The organism is Methylobacterium crusticola, assembly GCF_003574465.1.
Taxonomy (GTDB): Bacteria; Pseudomonadota; Alphaproteobacteria; order Rhizobiales; family Beijerinckiaceae; genus Methylobacterium; species Methylobacterium crusticola.
Genome location: NZ_QOWC01000028.1, coordinates 1 through 16,918, shown reverse-complemented (window position 1 = coordinate 16,918; position 16,918 = coordinate 1). Strand labels below are relative to the sequence as shown.

16 protein-coding genes are annotated in these 16,918 nt (G+C 74.1%); 3 read left to right on the top strand and 13 right to left on the bottom strand.

Features of this window, described 5'->3' with window-relative positions:
• Positions 1 to 1,215, bottom strand: coding sequence for an efflux RND transporter periplasmic adaptor subunit (locus DT057_RS14705; protein WP_128562852.1), 1,215 nt, complete (start codon positions 1,213 to 1,215; stop codon positions 1 to 3).
• A gap of 242 nt (positions 1,216 to 1,457) precedes the next feature.
• Here DT057_RS14705 and DT057_RS14700 point away from each other — a divergent pair, with 242 nt between their 5' ends.
• Positions 1,458 to 1,901, top strand: coding sequence for a CHRD domain-containing protein (locus tag DT057_RS14700; protein WP_128562851.1), 444 nt, complete (start codon positions 1,458 to 1,460; stop codon positions 1,899 to 1,901).
• Positions 1,902 to 1,969: 68 nt separating this feature from the next.
• On the opposite strand, the gene DT057_RS14695 is transcribed toward DT057_RS14700, so the two are convergent.
• From DT057_RS14695 to DT057_RS14660, 8 genes are all read right to left on the bottom strand, one after another.
• Positions 1,970 to 2,938 (bottom strand): HpcH/HpaI aldolase/citrate lyase family protein, encoded by a 969-nt coding sequence (locus tag DT057_RS14695; protein ID WP_128562850.1) that lies wholly within the window; start codon positions 2,936 to 2,938, stop codon positions 1,970 to 1,972.
• 88 nt (positions 2,939 to 3,026) lie between these two features.
• On the bottom strand, positions 3,027 to 5,777 hold the full coding sequence (locus tag DT057_RS14690; RefSeq protein ID WP_128562849.1) for a phosphoenolpyruvate carboxylase: 2,751 nt from the start codon (positions 5,775 to 5,777) through the stop codon (positions 3,027 to 3,029).
• Positions 5,778 to 5,890: 113 nt separating this feature from the next.
• Positions 5,891 to 6,790, bottom strand: a complete 900-nt coding sequence (gene sucD, locus DT057_RS14685) for a succinate--CoA ligase subunit alpha (RefSeq protein WP_128562848.1) — start codon at positions 6,788 to 6,790, stop codon at positions 5,891 to 5,893.
• Between the two features lie 75 nt (positions 6,791 to 6,865).
• A complete protein-coding gene (locus tag DT057_RS14680) occupies positions 6,866 to 8,077 on the bottom strand; it encodes a malate--CoA ligase subunit beta (protein ID WP_269153119.1) in 1,212 nt (403 codons plus the stop codon).
• 120 nt (positions 8,078 to 8,197) lie between these two features.
• On the bottom strand, positions 8,198 to 8,824 hold the full coding sequence (gene fchA / locus DT057_RS14675; protein WP_128562846.1) for a methenyltetrahydrofolate cyclohydrolase: 627 nt from the start codon (positions 8,822 to 8,824) through the stop codon (positions 8,198 to 8,200).
• On the bottom strand, positions 8,824 to 9,684 hold the full coding sequence (locus DT057_RS14670; protein WP_128562845.1) for an NADP-dependent methylenetetrahydromethanopterin/methylenetetrahydrofolate dehydrogenase: 861 nt from the start codon (positions 9,682 to 9,684) through the stop codon (positions 8,824 to 8,826). Before DT057_RS14670 ends, fchA begins: the two co-directional genes overlap by 1 nt.
• A gap of 88 nt (positions 9,685 to 9,772) precedes the next feature.
• A complete protein-coding gene (locus DT057_RS14665) occupies positions 9,773 to 10,711 on the bottom strand; it encodes a D-2-hydroxyacid dehydrogenase (protein ID WP_128562844.1) in 939 nt (312 codons plus the stop codon).
• 183 nt (positions 10,712 to 10,894) lie between these two features.
• Complete coding sequence (locus DT057_RS14660) at positions 10,895 to 12,148, bottom strand: aminotransferase class V-fold PLP-dependent enzyme (RefSeq protein ID WP_128562843.1); 1,254 nt, start codon at positions 12,146 to 12,148, stop codon at positions 10,895 to 10,897.
• A gap of 415 nt (positions 12,149 to 12,563) precedes the next feature.
• On the opposite strand from DT057_RS14660, the gene DT057_RS14655 reads away from it, so the two are divergent.
• Positions 12,564 to 12,878, top strand: a complete 315-nt coding sequence (locus DT057_RS14655; protein ID WP_128562842.1) for a hypothetical protein — start codon at positions 12,564 to 12,566, stop codon at positions 12,876 to 12,878.
• Positions 12,879 to 13,069: 191 nt separating this feature from the next.
• On the top strand, positions 13,070 to 13,366 hold the full coding sequence (locus DT057_RS14650) for a hypothetical protein (RefSeq protein ID WP_128562841.1): 297 nt from the start codon (positions 13,070 to 13,072) through the stop codon (positions 13,364 to 13,366).
• Between the two features lie 103 nt (positions 13,367 to 13,469).
• Here the strand turns inward: DT057_RS14650 and DT057_RS14645 are convergent, their stop codons facing one another.
• The 4 genes from DT057_RS14645 to DT057_RS14630 form a co-directional block, all read right to left on the bottom strand.
• The gene (locus DT057_RS14645) at positions 13,470 to 14,258 is read right to left on the bottom strand and encodes an ATP12 family chaperone protein (protein ID WP_128562840.1); all 789 of its coding nucleotides are present in this window, start codon (positions 14,256 to 14,258) and stop codon (positions 13,470 to 13,472) included.
• A gap of 80 nt (positions 14,259 to 14,338) precedes the next feature.
• The gene (locus tag DT057_RS14640) at positions 14,339 to 14,992 is read right to left on the bottom strand and encodes an HAD-IA family hydrolase (RefSeq protein WP_128562880.1); all 654 of its coding nucleotides are present in this window, start codon (positions 14,990 to 14,992) and stop codon (positions 14,339 to 14,341) included.
• A 51-nt stretch (positions 14,993 to 15,043) separates the two neighbouring features.
• Positions 15,044 to 15,448, bottom strand: a complete 405-nt coding sequence (locus DT057_RS14635; RefSeq protein ID WP_128562839.1) for a hypothetical protein — start codon at positions 15,446 to 15,448, stop codon at positions 15,044 to 15,046.
• 179 nt (positions 15,449 to 15,627) lie between these two features.
• Positions 15,628 to 16,918, bottom strand: a 1,291-nt coding sequence (locus DT057_RS14630; RefSeq protein WP_162501413.1) for an RluA family pseudouridine synthase, incomplete at its 5' end; no start/stop codon positions are given.

Sequence of the window (16,918 nt, the reverse complement as noted above, 5' to 3'; positions counted from 1 at the left end):
TCAGCGCATCCCGTCCCTGGCGCCCGGCTCGCCGGGCCCCTGCGCCTGCGCCAGCTCGGCGCCGCCGCCCGGCCGCACCTCGGCCACCCGCGAGCCCTCCTGCACCCGGGACTGGCCCTGCCACACCACCGTCTCGCCCGGCGACAGGCCCTTCAGCACCACCGTGCGCCCGTCGGTGGAGCGGCCGACCGCGACCGGCTGGGCGTGGGCCTTCTTCTCCCCGTCGACCACGAAGGCGTAGAGCCCGTTCGGCCCGTGCTGCACCACGTCGTCCGGGACGATGACGGCCTCCGGGATCGTGCCGGTCCGCATCCGGGTCGAGACCGAGAGCCCCGGCCAGAGGGCGTGGTCCTTGTTGGCGAAGGAGGCCTTGAGCCGGATCGTCCCGGTGGCGGTGTCGACCTGGTTGTTGACGAGGTCGAGCCGGCCCTCCGAGAGCCGGGTCATCCCGTCGGTGCTCCAGGCCTCGACCGGCACCGGGCCGGCGGCCAGCGCCTTGGCGATCTCGCGCAGCTGATCCTCCGGGGCGGTGTAGACCACGAAGATCGGCTCGACCTGCGTGATGGTGACGATGGCGGTCTGCTGCGCGGCGTTGACGATGTTGCCGACGTCGATGAGCCGGAAGCCCGTGACGCCGTCGATCGGCGCCAGGATGGTCGCGTAGGAGAGCTGCGTCGTGGCGTTGTCGATGGCGGCCTGGTCGGAGGCGATCTGCGCGGTGAGCTGGCTCACCGTCGCTCCTTGCGTCTCGGTCTGCTGGCGCGAGGCGTAGTCCCCGAGCTTGGTGTAGCGCTCGAGGTCGGCCCGGGCGTTCTTCAGGTTGGCCTCGTCCTGGGTCTTCTTCGCCCGGGCCTGGTCGAGGGCGGCCTGGTAGGGGCGCGGGTCGACCTGGACCAGGAGGTCGCCCTTGCGCACCACCTGCCCCTCCCGGAAGGCGACCTTCAGGATCTCGCCGTCGACCCGGGTGCGCACCTGCACGGTGTTGTAGGCCTGGACCGTGCCGAGGCTGCCGAGCACCAGAGCGAACGGCCCCTGCTCCACCTGCGCCAGGCTCACCGGCACGGGGGCCGGCGCCCTGGCGGCGGCGGCGGGCTTCGCGCCGGCCTCGTGGGTCCGCTGCCAGCCGTAATACCCGCCGCCGGCCAGCACGGCCGCGACAAGCAACCAACCGCCGCGCCGGCGCTTTCGCGGGCCTGCGCTCTGTCCTGAACTCATCGGTCGCGCGCTTCCATCGATCCGGGCGCCGGTCCTTCCTGTCCCCTCGGCCGCCCGAGCGGCCGGATGCGGGCACGGCGCAGCTCCCGGTATTTCACCCTCATGTTTCCGCATTGTTGGCGACGCGTGCGTCTTTTGTCCGCGGCGCGACCGGGGGCGGGATCCCGCGGGGTCTCTGCCGCGCTACTATCCGGGCGGCGCCGCCCGCGACCGGGGCCGGGTGCCGGGAGGAGACAACCGCGATGATGCACCCCGTCCGCGCCGGCTTGGCCGGCCTCGCCCTCACCGGGGCCTTGAGCCTCGGGGGGCCTTCCGCCGCCCGGGCCGAGACCCAGGCCTTCGCGGCGCCCCTCGCCGGCACCAGCGAGGTGCCGCCCAACGCCAGCCCCGCCAGGGGCGAGGTGAGGGCCACCTACGACACCGCCACCCGCGCGCTGTCGTGGAGCGGCACCTACGCGGGCCTGACCGGGCCGGCGACCGCGGCCCACTTCCACGGCCCGGCCGAGCCCGGCAAGAACGCCGGCGTGATGGTGCCGGCGCCGGCCGCCCAAAGCCCCTTCACGGGCTCCGCCACGCTGACGGAGGCGCAGGCCGCCGAGCTGGCCGGCGGGCGGGTCTACTTCAACGTCCACACCGCCGCGAACCCGGGCGGCGAGATCCGCGGGCAGATGGTGAAGGCGCCCTGAGGCGGGCGCGGCCGGGCGGCCCCGGCCGGCCGCCCGGCCCGATCCCGGGACGGCGCGGGCGGTCGCCGTCACCCCATCGCGTCGGCCTTGCTGATCAGCGCCTCGGCCATCCGGATCGACGCGATGTCGATGAGCCGCCCGTCGAGGGAGACGGCCCCGCGGCCGGCCCTGGCCGCCTCCTCCATGGCGGCCAGGATGCGGCGCGCCTTGGTGACCTCGGCCTCGCTCGGCGTGAACACCGCGTTGGCGAGCTCGACCTGCGAGGGGTGGATCGCCCACTTGCCCTCGAAGCCGAGCGCCGCGCAGCGCCGGGCCGCCGCCCGGAACCCGTCCGGATCGCTGAAGTCGCCGAACGGGCCGTCGATCGGCCGCAGGCCGTAGGCGCGGCAGGCCACGAGCATCCGGTTCTGGGCAAAGAGCCACGGGTCGCCCCAGTGGGTCTGGCGCCGGCCGTCCTCGTCCGTGTCGGTCAGGACCGCGTAGTCCGGGTTGACGCCCCCGATCACCGTGGAGCGGGCCCGGGTCGAGGCTGCGTAGTCGGCGACGCCGAAGGACATCGCCTCCAGGCGCCTCGAGGATTGCGCGATGGCCTCCACGTTGGCCATGCCGAGCGCCGTCTCGATCAAGACCTCGAAGCCGAGCCGCTTCTCGCGCTTCTTCGCCTGCTCGATCTGCGTCACCAGCACGTCGAGGGCGTAGACGTCCGCCGGCACCCCGACCTTCGGGATCAGGATCATGTCGAGGCGCGGGCAGGCCTCCACGATGTCGACCACGTCCCGGTACATGTAGTGGGTGTCGAGGCCGTTGATGCGGATCATCATGGTCTTCGACCCCCAGTCGATCTCGTTGAGGGCCTGGACGATGTTCCGGCGCGCCTGCTCCTTGTCGTCCGGGGCGACGGCGTCCTCGAGGTCGAGGAAGACCACGTCCGCGGCGGACTGGGCCGACTTCTCCATGAAGGTCGGGTTCGAGCCCGGCACCGCGAGCTCGGAGCGGTGCAGGCGGGGCGTGGCCTGCTGGATCAGGGTGAAGCTCATCGGGTCGTTCCTCCTCGTTGCGCGAGCCCGCGCGGGCCCAGACGCGGCAGGCGACGGTGCGGCCGGGCTCTCGGGGCGGCAAGCGGCCTCACCCCGTCGCCCCGAACCCGACCGCCACGCAGTTGATCGACAGGAGCAGCGCCGATTTCAGCGCCTCGCGCTCCTCCGGGTCCGCCTCGCCGCGGAAGCGGCGCAGCAGCTCCACCTGCTCGCGGCCGACCTGGTCGAGCACGGGCAGCCGCTCCGCCAGCCGGCCCCGGTATTGCGGGAAGCGCTCCGCCACCGCGGGATCCCCGCTGACGGCCGTCACCATGGCGCAGGTCAGCCGGTACTCGGCCTCGATCATCGCGAAGATCGCCCCCCGCGCCGCCTCGTCCGGGCACAGGGAGGCGTAGTCCGCGGCGATCGCGAGGTCGACGGTGAGCAGGGTCTTCTCGACCTCGTCGAGGATCAGCCGGAACAGGCGCGACTCCGCGAACATCCGCCGCAGCAGGGCGGCCCCGCCCTCCCCGCGCACGTCGAGGAAGCTCTCGAGGCCGCTGCCGACCCCGTACCAGCCGGTGATGCCGTGGCGGTTCTGCGTCCAGGCGAACACCCACGGGATCGCCCGCAGGTCGGCGAGGCTGCGGGCCCCGAAGCGCCGGGCCGGCCGCGAGCCGATGTTGAGGAGCGCGATCTCGTCGAGGGGGCTCGCGGCGCCGAAATACGTCACGAGGTCGGGATGCGCGAGGAGCTTGGCGTAGGCCGCCCGCGAGGCGCCCGACAGGGCCTCGAGGGCGTCGTCGAACTCGGGCGGCGCCGGCGCCCGCCCGCCGTCGAGGGCGTGGGCGAGGACCGAGGAGGCGAGCAGCTCCATCTGGTAGGCGGCGGTGCCGCGGTTGGCGTACTTGAACGACACCACCTCGCCCTGCTCGGTGGTCCGGAAGCGGCCGCGGATCGAGCCGGGGGGCTGGGCCGCGATGGCCCGGGCGGTGGGCGCGCCGCCCCGGCTGACCGAGCCGCCCCGGCCGTGGAAGAACGCGATCGGCACGCCCGCCTCCTCGCCGATCCGGGTCAGCTTCGCCTGCGCCTTCGCGAGCTCCCAGTTCGCGGCGACGAACCCGCCGTCCTTGTTCGAATCCGAGTAGCCGATCATCACCTCCTGCACCCCGCCCTGCTGGCGGGTGGAGCGGCGCACCACCGGGATCCGGAGCAGCGCCCGCATGATCGCCGGGGCCGCGCGCAGGTCGTCGATGGTCTCGAACAGCGGCACGATCGGCAGCGGGCAGACCTCGATGCCGGCGGCGTCGAGGAACAGGCCGCCCGTCTTGGCGAGGAGGTAGGCGCCCAGGATGTCCGGCACCGCGTGGGTCATCGACAGCACGAAGGCGCCGAACGCTTCCCGGTCGAGCCGGGTGCGCATCTCGGCCACGAGCCGGAAGGTGTCGAGGGTCTCGCGCGCCTCCTCGGGCAGGCCCGCGAGGTCCGGCGGGCCCTCGAGGGGCCGCGCCAGCTCCGCCTCGAGCCAGGCCGTCCAGGCCGGCGCGGCGACGTCGGGCGGCTCGCCGGCATTCCCGCGCCGCCAGAGCGCCTGGAGCGCCCGGGTGGTGCGGGTGGTGTTCTCGCGGATGTCGAGGCGCACCGTGGAGAAGCGGAAGATCTCCACCATCCGGCGCACCGGCCGCACCATGTCGTCGGCGAGGGAGGGGCAGCGCGCCTCGGCGAGCCCCTGCTCGAGGACGCGCAGGTCGTCGATGAGCGCGTCCGCGTCGGCGTAGCCGGGGCCGCCGGCCCCGCTTTCGTCGCGGGCCGCGTCGAGGGCCGCCAGGGTGGCGTCGAGCCGGCGCTGCACGCAGGTGAGGAACTGGCGGTAGGCCTCGCCGGGGTTGCGCCGCCGGATCGCCTCGGCGTCGTCCCGGGCGGCGAGCCGCGCCGCGAGGGCGGCCCGGAAGGCGGTCGGCACCGGCAGCGCGCGCTCGCTGATCGACAGGGTGCGGCCGAGGGCCGTGACGGCGTCGCGGTAGCGCGCCAGGCTGGCCCGGGCGTTGCGGCGCAGGGTCCGGCGGGTCACCTCGGCGGTGACGAAGGGGTTGCCGTCCCGGTCGCCGCCGATCCAGGAGCCGAACTGGAAGAAGGCCGGCACCGCGAAGCTGGCGCCCGGATAGGCGGCCCGCAGGGAGTCCTCGAGCGAGACCAGCACCTCGGGCAGCATCTCGAACAGGGTCTCGTCGAAGAAGTGCAGGCCCCAGGCCACCTCGCGGGCGACGGTCGGCTTCTCGAGCTGCAGCTCGCCCGTCATCCAGACCAGCTCGATCTGGTCGCGCAGGTCGTCCATCAGGGTGTGGCGCTCGCGCTCGGTCCAGCGCGGCAGCTCCAGCTCGCGCAGCAAGAGGTAGATGCGGCGGAACTTCTCCAGCACGGTGACGCGCTTGGCCTCCGTCGGGTGCGCCGTCAGGACGGGCCGCACCCGCAGGGAGGCGAGGAGGTCCTGGATGGCCGCCGCGGGCACGCCCCGGCGCGCCGCGTCCGCCAGCACGGCGCTGAACGCCCCCCCGAGCTGGTCGCGCCCGCGGGTCCGCTCGACGTGCCGGCGCCGCCGCATGGCGGTGTTCTGCTCGGCGATCGCGATGAGCTGGAACCAGATGCCCTGGACCTGGAGCGCCCGGGCCATGAGGGCGGGCGACATCCCGGCGATGAGCGCGCGCCCGTGCAGCACCCCCTCCAGCTCGGGCTGGTGGCGCCGGCAGACGTCGACGAGGGAGCGGAACAGGATGTCGAGGGCCGCGCGCTCGTCGGTGCCGGTGATGACCGGCGGCGCGAACGGCGTGGTGTCGGGGGCGGTGTCGGGGCTGTGGGTCATCGCGGGTCCCGGTCGGGGCGTGGACGCGAGATCGGGGCTGCCGGCCGGCCGCGGGATCCGCGCTCCCGGATCGGAGGGGATCGCCGCGCCGCGGGCGCTCACGGCGGCCGGGGTCAGGCCGCCCGGCGGTGCGTCGCCATCACGTGCGCCATGGTGGTGCCGAACTCCCCGGGGCTCGGCGCGACGGTGAGCCCGTAGGAGCGCATGATCTCGGCCTTCTCGGCGGCGCTGTCCCCGGCGGCCGAGATGATGGCGCCGGCATGCCCCATGCGCCGTCCCTTCGGGGCCGTGAGGCCGGCCACGAAGCCGACCACGGGCTTGCGCATGTTCGCCTTGATCCAGGCCGAGGCCTCGGCCTCCTGCGGCCCGCCGATCTCGCCGATCATCAGCACCGCGTCCGTCTCCGGGTCCTCCTCGAACAGCGCCAGGTGGTCGAGGAACGACGAGCCGTTGATGGGATCGCCCCCGATCCCGACCGAGGTCGAGATGCCGAGGCCCACCGCCTTCATCTGCGAGGCCGCCTCGTAGCCGAGCGTGCCCGAGCGCGAGATCACCCCGATGTTGCCCCGCAGGTAGATGTGGCCCGGCATGATGCCCAGCATCGCCCGGCCCGGCGAGATGATGCCGGCGCAGTTGGGACCGACCAGCATCGAGCGGCGCTCCCTCGGGTAGCGGCGCAGGTAGCGCTTCACCCGCATCATGTCCTGGGCCGGGATGCCGTCGGTGATCGAGCAGATCAGCCGGATGCCGGCATCGGCCGCCTCCATGATGGCGTCGGCCGCGAAGGGCGGGGCCACGAAGGTGATGCTGGCCTCCGCCCCCGTCTCGCGCACCGCCTGCTTGACGGTGTCGAAGACCGGCACGCCGTGCAGCGTCCGGCCGCCCTTGCCGGGCGTGACGCCGGCCACCACCCGCGAGCCGTAATCGATCATCTCGCGGGCGTGGAAGCTGCCCTTGTCGCCGGTGATGCCCTGGACGAGGATCTTGGTGGTGTGGTCGATCAGGATGCTCATTGGGGACGTTCCTCCGTGGCTTCGTGTCGCCGGCGGGCGCCGGACGGCCGGGGCGCTCCCGGCGCGCCCGGCCCCTCACGCGGCGCGGACGGCCCGCACGGCCTTCTCGGCGGCCTCCGACAGGGTGTCGGCGGTGATGAGCGCCAGCCCGCTGTCCTCCAGGATCTTCTTGCCGGCCTCGACGTTCGTGCCGGCGAGGCGCACCACCAGCGGCACGCCGATGCGCACCTCGCGGGCCGCCTGCACCACGCCCTCCGCGACCCAGTCGCAGCGGTTGATGCCCGCGAAGATGTTGACGAGGATCGCCCGCACGTTCGGGTCCGACAGCACGAGCCGGAACGCCGTCGCGACCCGCTGCGGGCTCGCCCCGCCGCCGACGTCGAGGAAGTTCGCCGGCTCGCCGCCGGCGTGCTTGATCATGTCCATGGTGGCCATGGCGAGCCCGGCCCCGTTGACGATGCAGCCGATCTCGCCCTCGAGCCCGATGTAGCTCAGGGCGTGCTCGGCGGCCTGCGCCTCGCGGGGATCGCCCTGCGAGGGATCGTGCATGTCGGCGATCTGGCGCCGGCGGAAGAGCGCGTTGTCGTCGAAGGACATCTTGGCGTCGAGCGCCAGCACCCGGTCGTCCTTGGTGACGACGAGGGGGTTGATCTCCAGCATGGTGGCGTCGCAGTCGCGAAACGCCCGGTAGGCGCTCATGATGGTCTTCACGGCGCCGCCGACCTGCTTGATGTCGAGGCCGAGCTGGAAGGCGAGCTCCCGTGCCTCGAAGGGCTGGAGGCCCACCGCCGGCTCGACCACCACCTGCAGGAGCGCCTCCGGCTCCGTCGCGGCGATCTCCTCGATGTCCATGCCGCCGCGCTGCGAGGCGACGACCCGCACCCGCTCGGCCTTCCGGTCGAGGACGAAGCCGAGGTAGAGCTCGCGCTCGAACGGGTCGGCGGTCTCGACGTAGACCCGCTGCACGGGCTTGCCCTCGGGCCCGGTCTGGAGCGTGACGAGGCGCCGCCCAAGCAGGTCCTTGGCCGCGTCCCGGACCTCGTTGTAGGTCTTGCACAGCCGGATGCCGCCGGCCTTGCCGCGGGCCCCGGCGTGGATCTGCGCCTTCACGGCCCAGTGCCAGCCGCCGAGCTCCGTCGCCGCGTAGACGGCCTGGTCGGGACTGAAGGCGACGGCGCCCTTGGGGATCGGCACCCCGAAGCCCGCGAGCAGCTCCTTGGCCTGGTACTCGTGCACGTCCATGGCGTCCTCCTGTCGAGCGGGCGGGATCGGCCCGTCCGGGCGCATTGGGGCCCGTGGGCCCGTTCGGGGCCCCGTGCGGGCAAGGCTCCGCCCTCCGGGCGCCCGTGGGAGCGCCCGGTCGGGTGGCGTGCCGCCCGCCCCGGCCTCGGGCGGGCGTGCCGGCCGTCAGGTCAGCTTGGCCCTGACCACGTCGTAGACCCTCTCCGTGAGGGCATCCGCCCCGGCGAGCAGGCGGTCGAGCTCCGCGAGGCGCTCCTGCGCGAAGGCGCGGTCCTCCATCGCCCGGGCGTTGACGAGGACGTTGAGGGCGGCGCTGCGCAGGCCGGCCTGCGCCGACAGCACCGCGACGCCGGCGTCGCTGATCACGTTGAGGTTGCCCTGGCGCGCGACCCCCTCGCAGAGGTCGATCACCGCCCGGCAGGCCCGGGCGCAGGCGAGCGGCACGTCGGTGGCCTCGCGCAGCGCACCCTGGATCGCCGCGCGCCGGGCCTCCTTCTCGGCGTCCGAGCCCTTCGGCAGCCCGTAGGCCGCCATCACGGCCGTGAAGGCCGCGACGTCCTCGGCGATCATGCCGGTGAGCTGCCGGCGCAGGGCCTCGGACCTCGCCCGGGCCTCGGTCATCTCGGCCTCGACCTCGGCGTACTTCTTCTTGCCGATGGTCAGGTTGCAGACCATCGAGACCAGGGCCGCCCCCATGGCGCCGGAGATCGCCGCCGCGCCGCCGCCGCCGGGGGTGGGCTGCTCGCTGGCGAGCCCGTCGAGGAAGCCCGCGACCGTCTCGTCCGCCGCCATCACGCCATCTCTCTGGCGAGCGCGTAGATCTCCTCGGCGTCGAAGACCCCCTCGGCGCTCTCGAACAGCCGGGCGACGCAGGCCCGGTGCAGCTTGAGCTTCAGGCCGCCGATGCCGAGGGCCCCGAACACGACCTTGCCGTGGCGCTCGCGGCCCTTGTCGGTCGCCTCGATCCCGTTGAAGCCGAGGGGCGGCTGGGCGTTGTAGTCGGCGAGGTAGCGGATGCTCGCCTCGCCGCTCCACTGCGCCTCGGTGAGGAGCTCGAGGCCGATGGCGCCGGCGCAGAACACCACCTCGGCCCCCCGCACGGCCGCCCCGCGGGCCGCCGCGTCCGGGGTCTCCACCGGCGTGATCGCGACCTCGAAGCGCGCCTCGATGGCGCGGGCGGCCTCCTCGGCCTTGGCCATCTGGCGCCCGGCGAGGCTCACCTGCGCGCCCTCCCGGGCGAGCAGCGCCGCCGAGCGCATCCCCACCGGCCCGGTGCCGGCGAGCACCAGCGCGCGCTTGCCCGAGAGCGATCCGGCCGCCTTGGCGACGAGGGCGACGCCCGCCGCCGCCGTGGTGTTGGACCCGTTCGAGTCGAGCATGCACGAGACCCGGAACGGGCCGAAGAACCGCTTGCGGACGGCCCGGAACACCGCCTCGCCGGCCGCCATGTTGCCGCCGCCGACGAAGATGGCGGTGGACTTCTTCTCCGCGCCGCCGCGGGTGTAGATCGTGCCGTCGACGAGGGCGCCGACGCTCTCGGGCGTCACGTTGCCGTAGCCCGTGATGGCGTCGGCCCCGCCGTCGTAGCCCACCACGGTGTCGAAAACGCTCGGGACCGGATCGGTATCGAACTGGAACAGCAGCTTCTTCATCGTCGTCCTCTGCCCGCCCGCGCGGGACATGCCCGCTCGCGCGCAATGTAAAGGCTTCCGGGCTCGGCGGCTTCTCGCACGCGGCGCCCTACTCCACCACGTTCTGCGGCCGCCCGGCCACGAAGGCCTCGATGGTGTCGACGAGCTGGTCGGCCAGGAGCTGCATCGCCTGTTTGCTCGCCCAGGCCACGTGGGGCGTCACGATCAGGTTGGGCAGGTCGAGCGCGAGGAGCGGGTTGCCCTGCCGCGGCGGCTCGGTGGTGAGCACGTCGAAGCCCGCGCCGCCGATTCTTCCGGCCTTGAGCGCCTCGGCCAGGGCCTCCTCGTCCACGAGGCCGCCGCGGGCAGTGTTGATCAGGATGGCGTCGCGCTTCATCGCGGCGAGCTCGGGCGCCCCGATCATGTTGCGGGTCTCGGGCGTCAGCGGCGCGTGCAGGGTGATGACGTCGCTCTCGCGCAGGATCGTGGCGAGGTCGACGAGCCCGTCCTGCGGGATCACGTCGTAGGCCAGCACCGTCATGCCGAGGGCCTCGGCCCGCCGGCCGATCGACTTGCCGAGCGCCCCGTAGCCGACGATCCCGAGGGTCGAGCCGGCGACGTCGCGGATCGGATAGTCGAAGTAGCAGAAGTGCCGCGCCTCCCCCCACGCGCCGCGCCGGACCGAGTTGGCGTAGGGCACGATGGCCCGGCGCAGCGCGAAGATCAGCCCGATCACGTGCTCCGGGACCGTGTTGAAGGCGTAGTTGCGCACGTTGACGACCGTGATGCCCTGCGCCTTGGCGGCCGCCTTGTCGACGACGTCGGTGCCGGTGGCCGCGACGGCGATCAGCTTGAGCGCGGGCAGCTGCTGCAGCGTCTCGGCCCGCATCGGCACCTTGTTGATGATCGCGATCTGCGCGTCCCTCAACCGCTCGACGATCTCGTCGGGGGCCGTCACGGGGTACTCCGCGTAGGCGTGCGGGAAGCTCGGCGCGCGCAAGGCGGCGTCCAGGGTCTCGCGGTCGAGGAAGACGATCCGGTGTGACATGGTCTCACGATCTCCGGGAAGGCCGCGGGGCAGCCCCGCGCCCGCCAGGGCGAGGGGCCGGGATCTGCCGATCCCGCGCGGGTGTGCGACCCGAGAATAGAGCGTCGGGCGTCGCGACGGACAGGCACGGCGCGTGCCCTCCCGGGAACAATCCCTCCGCGGGTTCCGCGATCCCCCGCCCGCTCACAGCCGCACGACGCCGTCCGAGTGGTTGCGGTCGAAGATCCCGGCCTCGCTCGGGCGCCTATCCTTGGCCATGATGGTGCGCCGGAAATGGTCCTGGGCCGCGCCGACGCCGCGCCCGGCCTCGATGGCGATGCCGGCATCCTGCATCGCCATCTCGCAGCCCGAGAGCGCGCCGAGCAGCATCAGGTCGTTGAGGTCGCCGATGTGGCCGACCCGGAAGAGCTTGCCGGCCACCTTCGACAGCCCGGCCCCGAGCGCCAGGTTGTAGCGCCGGAAGGCGATGTCGATGACGTCGGCGCCGTTGACGCCCTCCGGGACCATCACGGCGCTCACGGTGTCGGAGTACCACTTGGGCTCCCGCGCGCAGAGCGTCAGGCCCCAGGCCTTGACGGCGGCCCGGGTGCCGTCGGCGAGCACCCGGTGGCGCTCGAACACTCGCTCCAGCCCCTCCTCGAACAGGCAGCGCATCGACTCGCGCAGGCCGTAGAGCAGCGGCAGGGAGGGCGTGTAGGGGAAGTAGCCCGCGGCGTTGGCCTTCGACTGGTCGGCGAAGTCGAAGTAGCAGCGCCGGCACTCGGCGGTCTTGGCCGCCGCCAGGGCCTTGGGGCTCACGCAGACGATGCCGAGGCCGGCGGGCAGCATCAGCCCCTTCTGCGAGCCCGTGATGGCGCAGTCGACCCCCCATTCCTGGGCCCGGAAGTCGAGGCTCGCGATGGAGGAGACGCCGTCGACGTAGAGCATCGCCGGGTGGCCGGCGGCGTCGATGGCCCGGCGCACCGCGCCGATGTCGCTGGTGACGCCCGTGGCGGTCTCGTTGTGGACCACCAGGACGGCCCTGATCCGGTGCTCCCGGTCGGCGCGCAGGGCCTCCTCGATCCGGTCCGGATCGGCGCCCGTGCCCCATTCCTCGTCCTGGACCTGGACGTCGAGGCCGATCCGCCGGGCGAGGTCGATCCAGAGCGTGCTGAACTGCCCGAAGCGCGGGGCCAGCACCCGGTCGCCGGGCGAGAGCGTGTTGGTCAGCGCCGCCTCCCAGGCGCCGGTGCCGCTCGACGGGAAGATGAAGACCTGGCCGTCCCTGGACTTGAAGACCTTCTTCATGTCCTCGAACAGCGGCAGGGTCAGGTCCGGGAACGACGACGAGCGATGATCCTCCATCGGCACGATCATCGCGCGCTGGACCCGCTCCGGCACGTTGGTCGGGCCCGGCACGAAGAGGAAGTTGCGGCCCGGCCGTCTCGATCCTGCCATGGTGTCCTCCAGTCCTTGCGTCTCGTGCGACCGGCCCTCGCGGGCGCCGGCCGTGATCGATGCGCGCCGGCGCCGTGCGGGACGCCGGGAGCCGCGGCGCGCCGCCGGCGGCCCGGGGAGCGGCCCAGGCGTCCCGGCCTCGTGCGTCGACCGGGATCATGGCGAGGGGCGGGTTGAAAGGAAAACTTAAAAATCTTTGCCCGGCGTTCAAAAATTTGGAACGTGTCCTTTAGCCTTAGCCGAAAGGCTGCGCGGTCCTGCGCCTTACGACCTAGGGACGGGCGCCTGGCCGGACGCTTCGCAGTATTGTCAAGAAATGTGCTCGATGTTAACGAATGTAATCTGAGCCTCGCACCGTAACGAGCTATCTCTGGTCCCGAGTTCCTGCGGGCCGGGAGTCAGGGAGCAACCGCCCATGATGGGGAGCAGCGCGAACCCAGGATGGAGCGGGCCGCGGACGGTGCGGCGCTGGCCGACCTACAACCTGTTCCGGCGGCGCGAGGAGCCGGATCTCGTCTGCGCGGTGCCGAGCGACTACCCGGTGCCGTCCTTCCTCTCGGGCACGGCCTGGGTGTTTGCCGGCAGCATCGCCGACCCGGCGGCGGCGCCGCCCGGCTTCGTCCCGCGCACCGCCGAGCACGGCATCGACCTCAACGGCTTCCACCTCTTCCATCAGCTCGCCGCCTCGCCCCGGCGCAGCCCGCGCACCCTGGTGCGGGCGGCCGGCTGAGCGCCGTCCCGGCGGCCGCGTACGGCCGCGTACGGCCGCCAGCGGCGCGCCGGGCGCCTCCGCGCCGCGCGGGATCGCGCCGCGCGGGATCCCGCCACGACGATAAAGGCTCCGCCGCGAGCGTGACCGTAGAACCGTTCGCGATCTCGCGCATTGTCTTGTCAAGGTTGGTTCAAGGACGGAGGCGAGACATGGCGCTCAAGCTCATCGTGGCGGCTGGATTGGTGCTGGCCGGCGTCGCGGCCGCCGAGGCCCGGGACGGCGCGACCCTGGTGGAGGCCGGGATCCCGGCCCTCGATGTGGCGGGCTTCTCGGACAGCGTGCCGGCCGGGATGCCGCTCTTCGCCGCCCTGCCCCGGATGGCGCCCGGCGCCGAGGTCGAGATCCGCGACGTCGGCACGAGCGGCCTCGTCGCCTTCGACACGCGGATGCCCGCGATGCTCGACCCGAACGCCGAGATCGCCACGGGCTCGGTCAAGGGCGATTGAGCTGAGCCCCGGGGGGGCTCGGCCGCTCGCGTCCGCGACGGGCGCGCGGGCAGGTTCCCGCGCCCCGGCGCGGGAGGCCCCTGGGCATCGCTTCTGCCGGCGCTCAGGCGCTGAGCGCCGCCAGCCGGGCGGCGGCGTCGAACTCGGCCTTCCGGGCCGCCCTGCGCGCCTCGGCCTCCGCGTCCCGGCCCCAGATCCCCGCCTGATACGTCTCGTCGACGTGCGCCGCCTCCCAGGCGGCGTCCGGCGCGAGGCGCCCGTGCAGCACCGCGAGGGCGATCAGGATTGAGCCCGTGAGCGTCGTCATGGCGTGGAGCGCCGCGAGGCCCGTCGCCGTCGGCACCGCCTCGACGGCGCGCCGCACGGCCGCGAGGGACGTCTCGGGCTGGGTGACGTGCATCACCCCCTCGCTTAGCACGAAGCGGGCGCCGAGGGTCGCGTGCGCCCAGTCGAGCACCGGGTCCCAGGCGGCGGACTGCGCCGCCACCAGCCGCTCCGGATCGCCGGCCCGGTAGGCGAGGAGGTCGGAGCCCGCGTAGGCGGCGAGATCCTCCACCACCGCCTCGCGCCGGTCGGCGACGCCGTCGAGCGCGGTGTTGACGAGGCGGGTCAGGGGCATCCGGGCCGGGTCGATGACGGTCTCCTGCGCCCCCCACTCCTCCGCCAGGGCCTGCGCCAGGGCGGCCTGCGGCACCGCGAGGGGCCGGCGGGCCGGGGTGTGGGCCGGGCGCCCGTCGAGGACGAGGCGGTAGCCGTCGCCGGCCGCCGCGACGCCGGCCTCGGCGTAGAAGCGCTTGGGCAGGGCGGGCCGGGCCGAGTGGCGGGCGGCCCGGAGGGGGTCGTGGGCCCCGTCCGGGGCGGCGAGCCAGTCGCGGGTGACGTCGTGGGTCATCGCCGAGAGATAGGACGCCGGGGCCGCCGTGGCGAGCGCACGTGCGGGCGCGCCCGCACGCGCGGATGGCGCCGGCCGCGTCAGAGCCTCGCCCACAGGGTGGCGCCGAGGTCGGCGTAGGTCGCCGCGACGGCCTGCGCGCCGGCCGCCAGCAGGGCCTCGGGGGTGTGGTAGCCCCAGGCGACGCCGAGGGCCGCGACCTGCGCGCCCCGCGCCATCACCATGTCGTAGGTCGAGTCGCCCACCATCACGGTGTCGGCGGGGGCGGCCCCGCACGCCGCCATCGCCTGCTCGAGCATCGCCGGGTGCGGCTTCGAGGGCGCGTCGTCGGCGGTCTGGATCGTGGCGAACCAGCCCTCCCAGCCGTGGGTGGCCACCAGGTGGTCGACGCCGCGGCGGGACTTGCCGGTGGCGATGCCGAGCCGCACCCCGGGCTCGCCGTGCAGCCGCGCCAGGAGCTCGGCGGCGCCCGGGAACAGGGGCTCCCGGATCGCCGCCTCGGCCCGCAGGCGGCCGAACGCCGCCTTGTAGCTCTCGGCCAGCGCCGCCACGGGACCGTCCGCCCCGACGAGGGCCGCGAAGGCCTGGGGCAGCGACAGCCCGACCACCGAGAGGGCGCGGGCGCGGCTCGGGGGCGGGAGCCCGACCGACGCGAAGGCGGCGGCCTGCGCCGCCACGATCATGTGCTGGCTGTCGACCAGGGTGCCGTCGACGTCGAAGACGATCAGAATCACGTGCGCCAACCGCCCCCGTTCCACCCCGGGGATGCCCGGCGGGCGGCCCCGTCAGGGCCTGGCGCGGACGGGCTGCCCCGGCTGTATCCGCTCATAGCCCAGGCGGCAGCGGATCAGGAAGCGTCGCCGCGCCCCGCCCCGGAGGCTGCGCCGCTGCGCCGCGCGGTTGCAGGCGGCGTAGGTCGGGCGGCGGCGCACGCGCGGCGCGGTGCCGGTCTTCTCGGCGCCCGCCCTCAGGTCGCCGGCGGGCTTCTCGGCGCCGGTCTTCTCGGCGCCCGCCTTGCCGTCCGTCCGCGCCGCGGCGGGCTGGGCCGGGGTCTCGGGCTCGGCCGGGCCCGGGGGCCGCGCGGGCGCGGGAGCGGCCGCGGGCGGGGTCTGCGCCCGGGCGGCCGGCGCCGCGGCCAAGCCGCCGAGGCATCCGAGCAGGCCGAGGCATGCGAGCGCGACGGGTCTCATCTGGCTGGCTCTCACTTCGCAGGGGCCGGCAGTGAGGCGGCCATCGCCGCCCGCCGCCGCGACGCTCTCGTCACCCGAGAATAAGGCGCCGCTGCGGCTTGCCAAGGGCCGGCTTGGTGAGGGCCGTCCCCGGCGCGCCGCGGCCCGCCCGGGGCTCGGCGCCCGGCCGTGCCGGCGCGTCAGCTCTCGGGCGCCTCGACGATCGGGTCGTACCGGGAGGCGTCGAGGCCGAGCAGGTTCCAGCTCTGCGCCATGTGCGGCGGCAGCGGCGCCGTCACGTCGATGGGCTTCGCCGTGCGCGGGTGCGGGATGACGATGCGGCGGGCGAGCAGGTGCAGGCGGTTCTGGAGGCCGCCGGGCAGCTCCCAGTTCTCGATGTCGAAGTATTTCGGGTCGCCGATGAGCGGGTGGCCGATATGGGCCGCGTGCGCCCTGAGCTGGTGGGTGCGCCCCGTGACGGGCTTCAGGGAGAGCCAGGAGAGCTTCTGCCCGGCCTGGTCCACCACCGCGTAGTAGGTCAGGGCGTGGCTCGCGCCCTCGTCGCCGTGCTTGGCCACCCGCATCCGGGCGTCGGCCTCGCCGCTCTCCTCCTTGGCGAGGTAGGTGGAGATCCGCCCCTGGCGCACCCGTGGCACGCCGGCGGCGAGGGCCCAGTAGATCTTGCGCGCCGCCCGCGACCGGAAGGTCTTGGCGAGGGTCGCGGCGGCGAGCCGCGTCTTCGCGACGATCAGGCAGCCGGCGGTGTCCTTGTCGAGGCGGTGGACGAGGCGCGGCTTCTGGCCGTCCTCGCCGCGCATCGCCTCGAGGAGGCCGTCGACGTGCCGGGTGGTGCCCGAGCCGCCCTGCACCGCGAGCCCGAACGGCTTGTTCAGCACCATCATGTCCTGGTCCTCGTAGAGGATCAGGGAGCGCAGGAAGACGAGGTCGCTCTCGTGCCGGGCGGAACCCGGATGGGCCGGCGCGGGGCCCGTGGGGCGCGGCTCGAGCTTGAGCGGCGGCACCCGCACGCTGGCGCCGGGCTCGACCCGGTCGGCGGCCTTGGCGCGCTTGCCGTTCACCCGCAGCTCGCCCTTGCGCACCAGGCTCTGGATGCGGGCGAAGGGCAGCTGCGGGAAGCGCGCCGAGAGGAAGCGGTCGATCCGCATCCCGGCCTCGTCGGCCATCACCTCCAGGGTCTGCACCCCGGTGGCAAAGGCGGTCGCGGTCGCCTCGCGCAGTTCCCGGCGGGTCGGGCCGGCGGCGGGCTCGGGCCGCGGACGGTCCGGGCGCGCGCTGCGGCCGGGGGCCCTGCCGGTGTCGGCCTGGCCGCCGCGATCCCCGGCCCCGGGATTCTTGGGGGCTGAACCTATGCCGGCCGAACTCTTGCCGGCCGAAATTTTGCGGGCCGGACTCTTGCCGGAGAGACCCTTGCCGGGCGCCTGGCGGCCGGCGGGCGCGCCGCCGCGCGGCCCCGCGGCCCGGGCCGCGGGC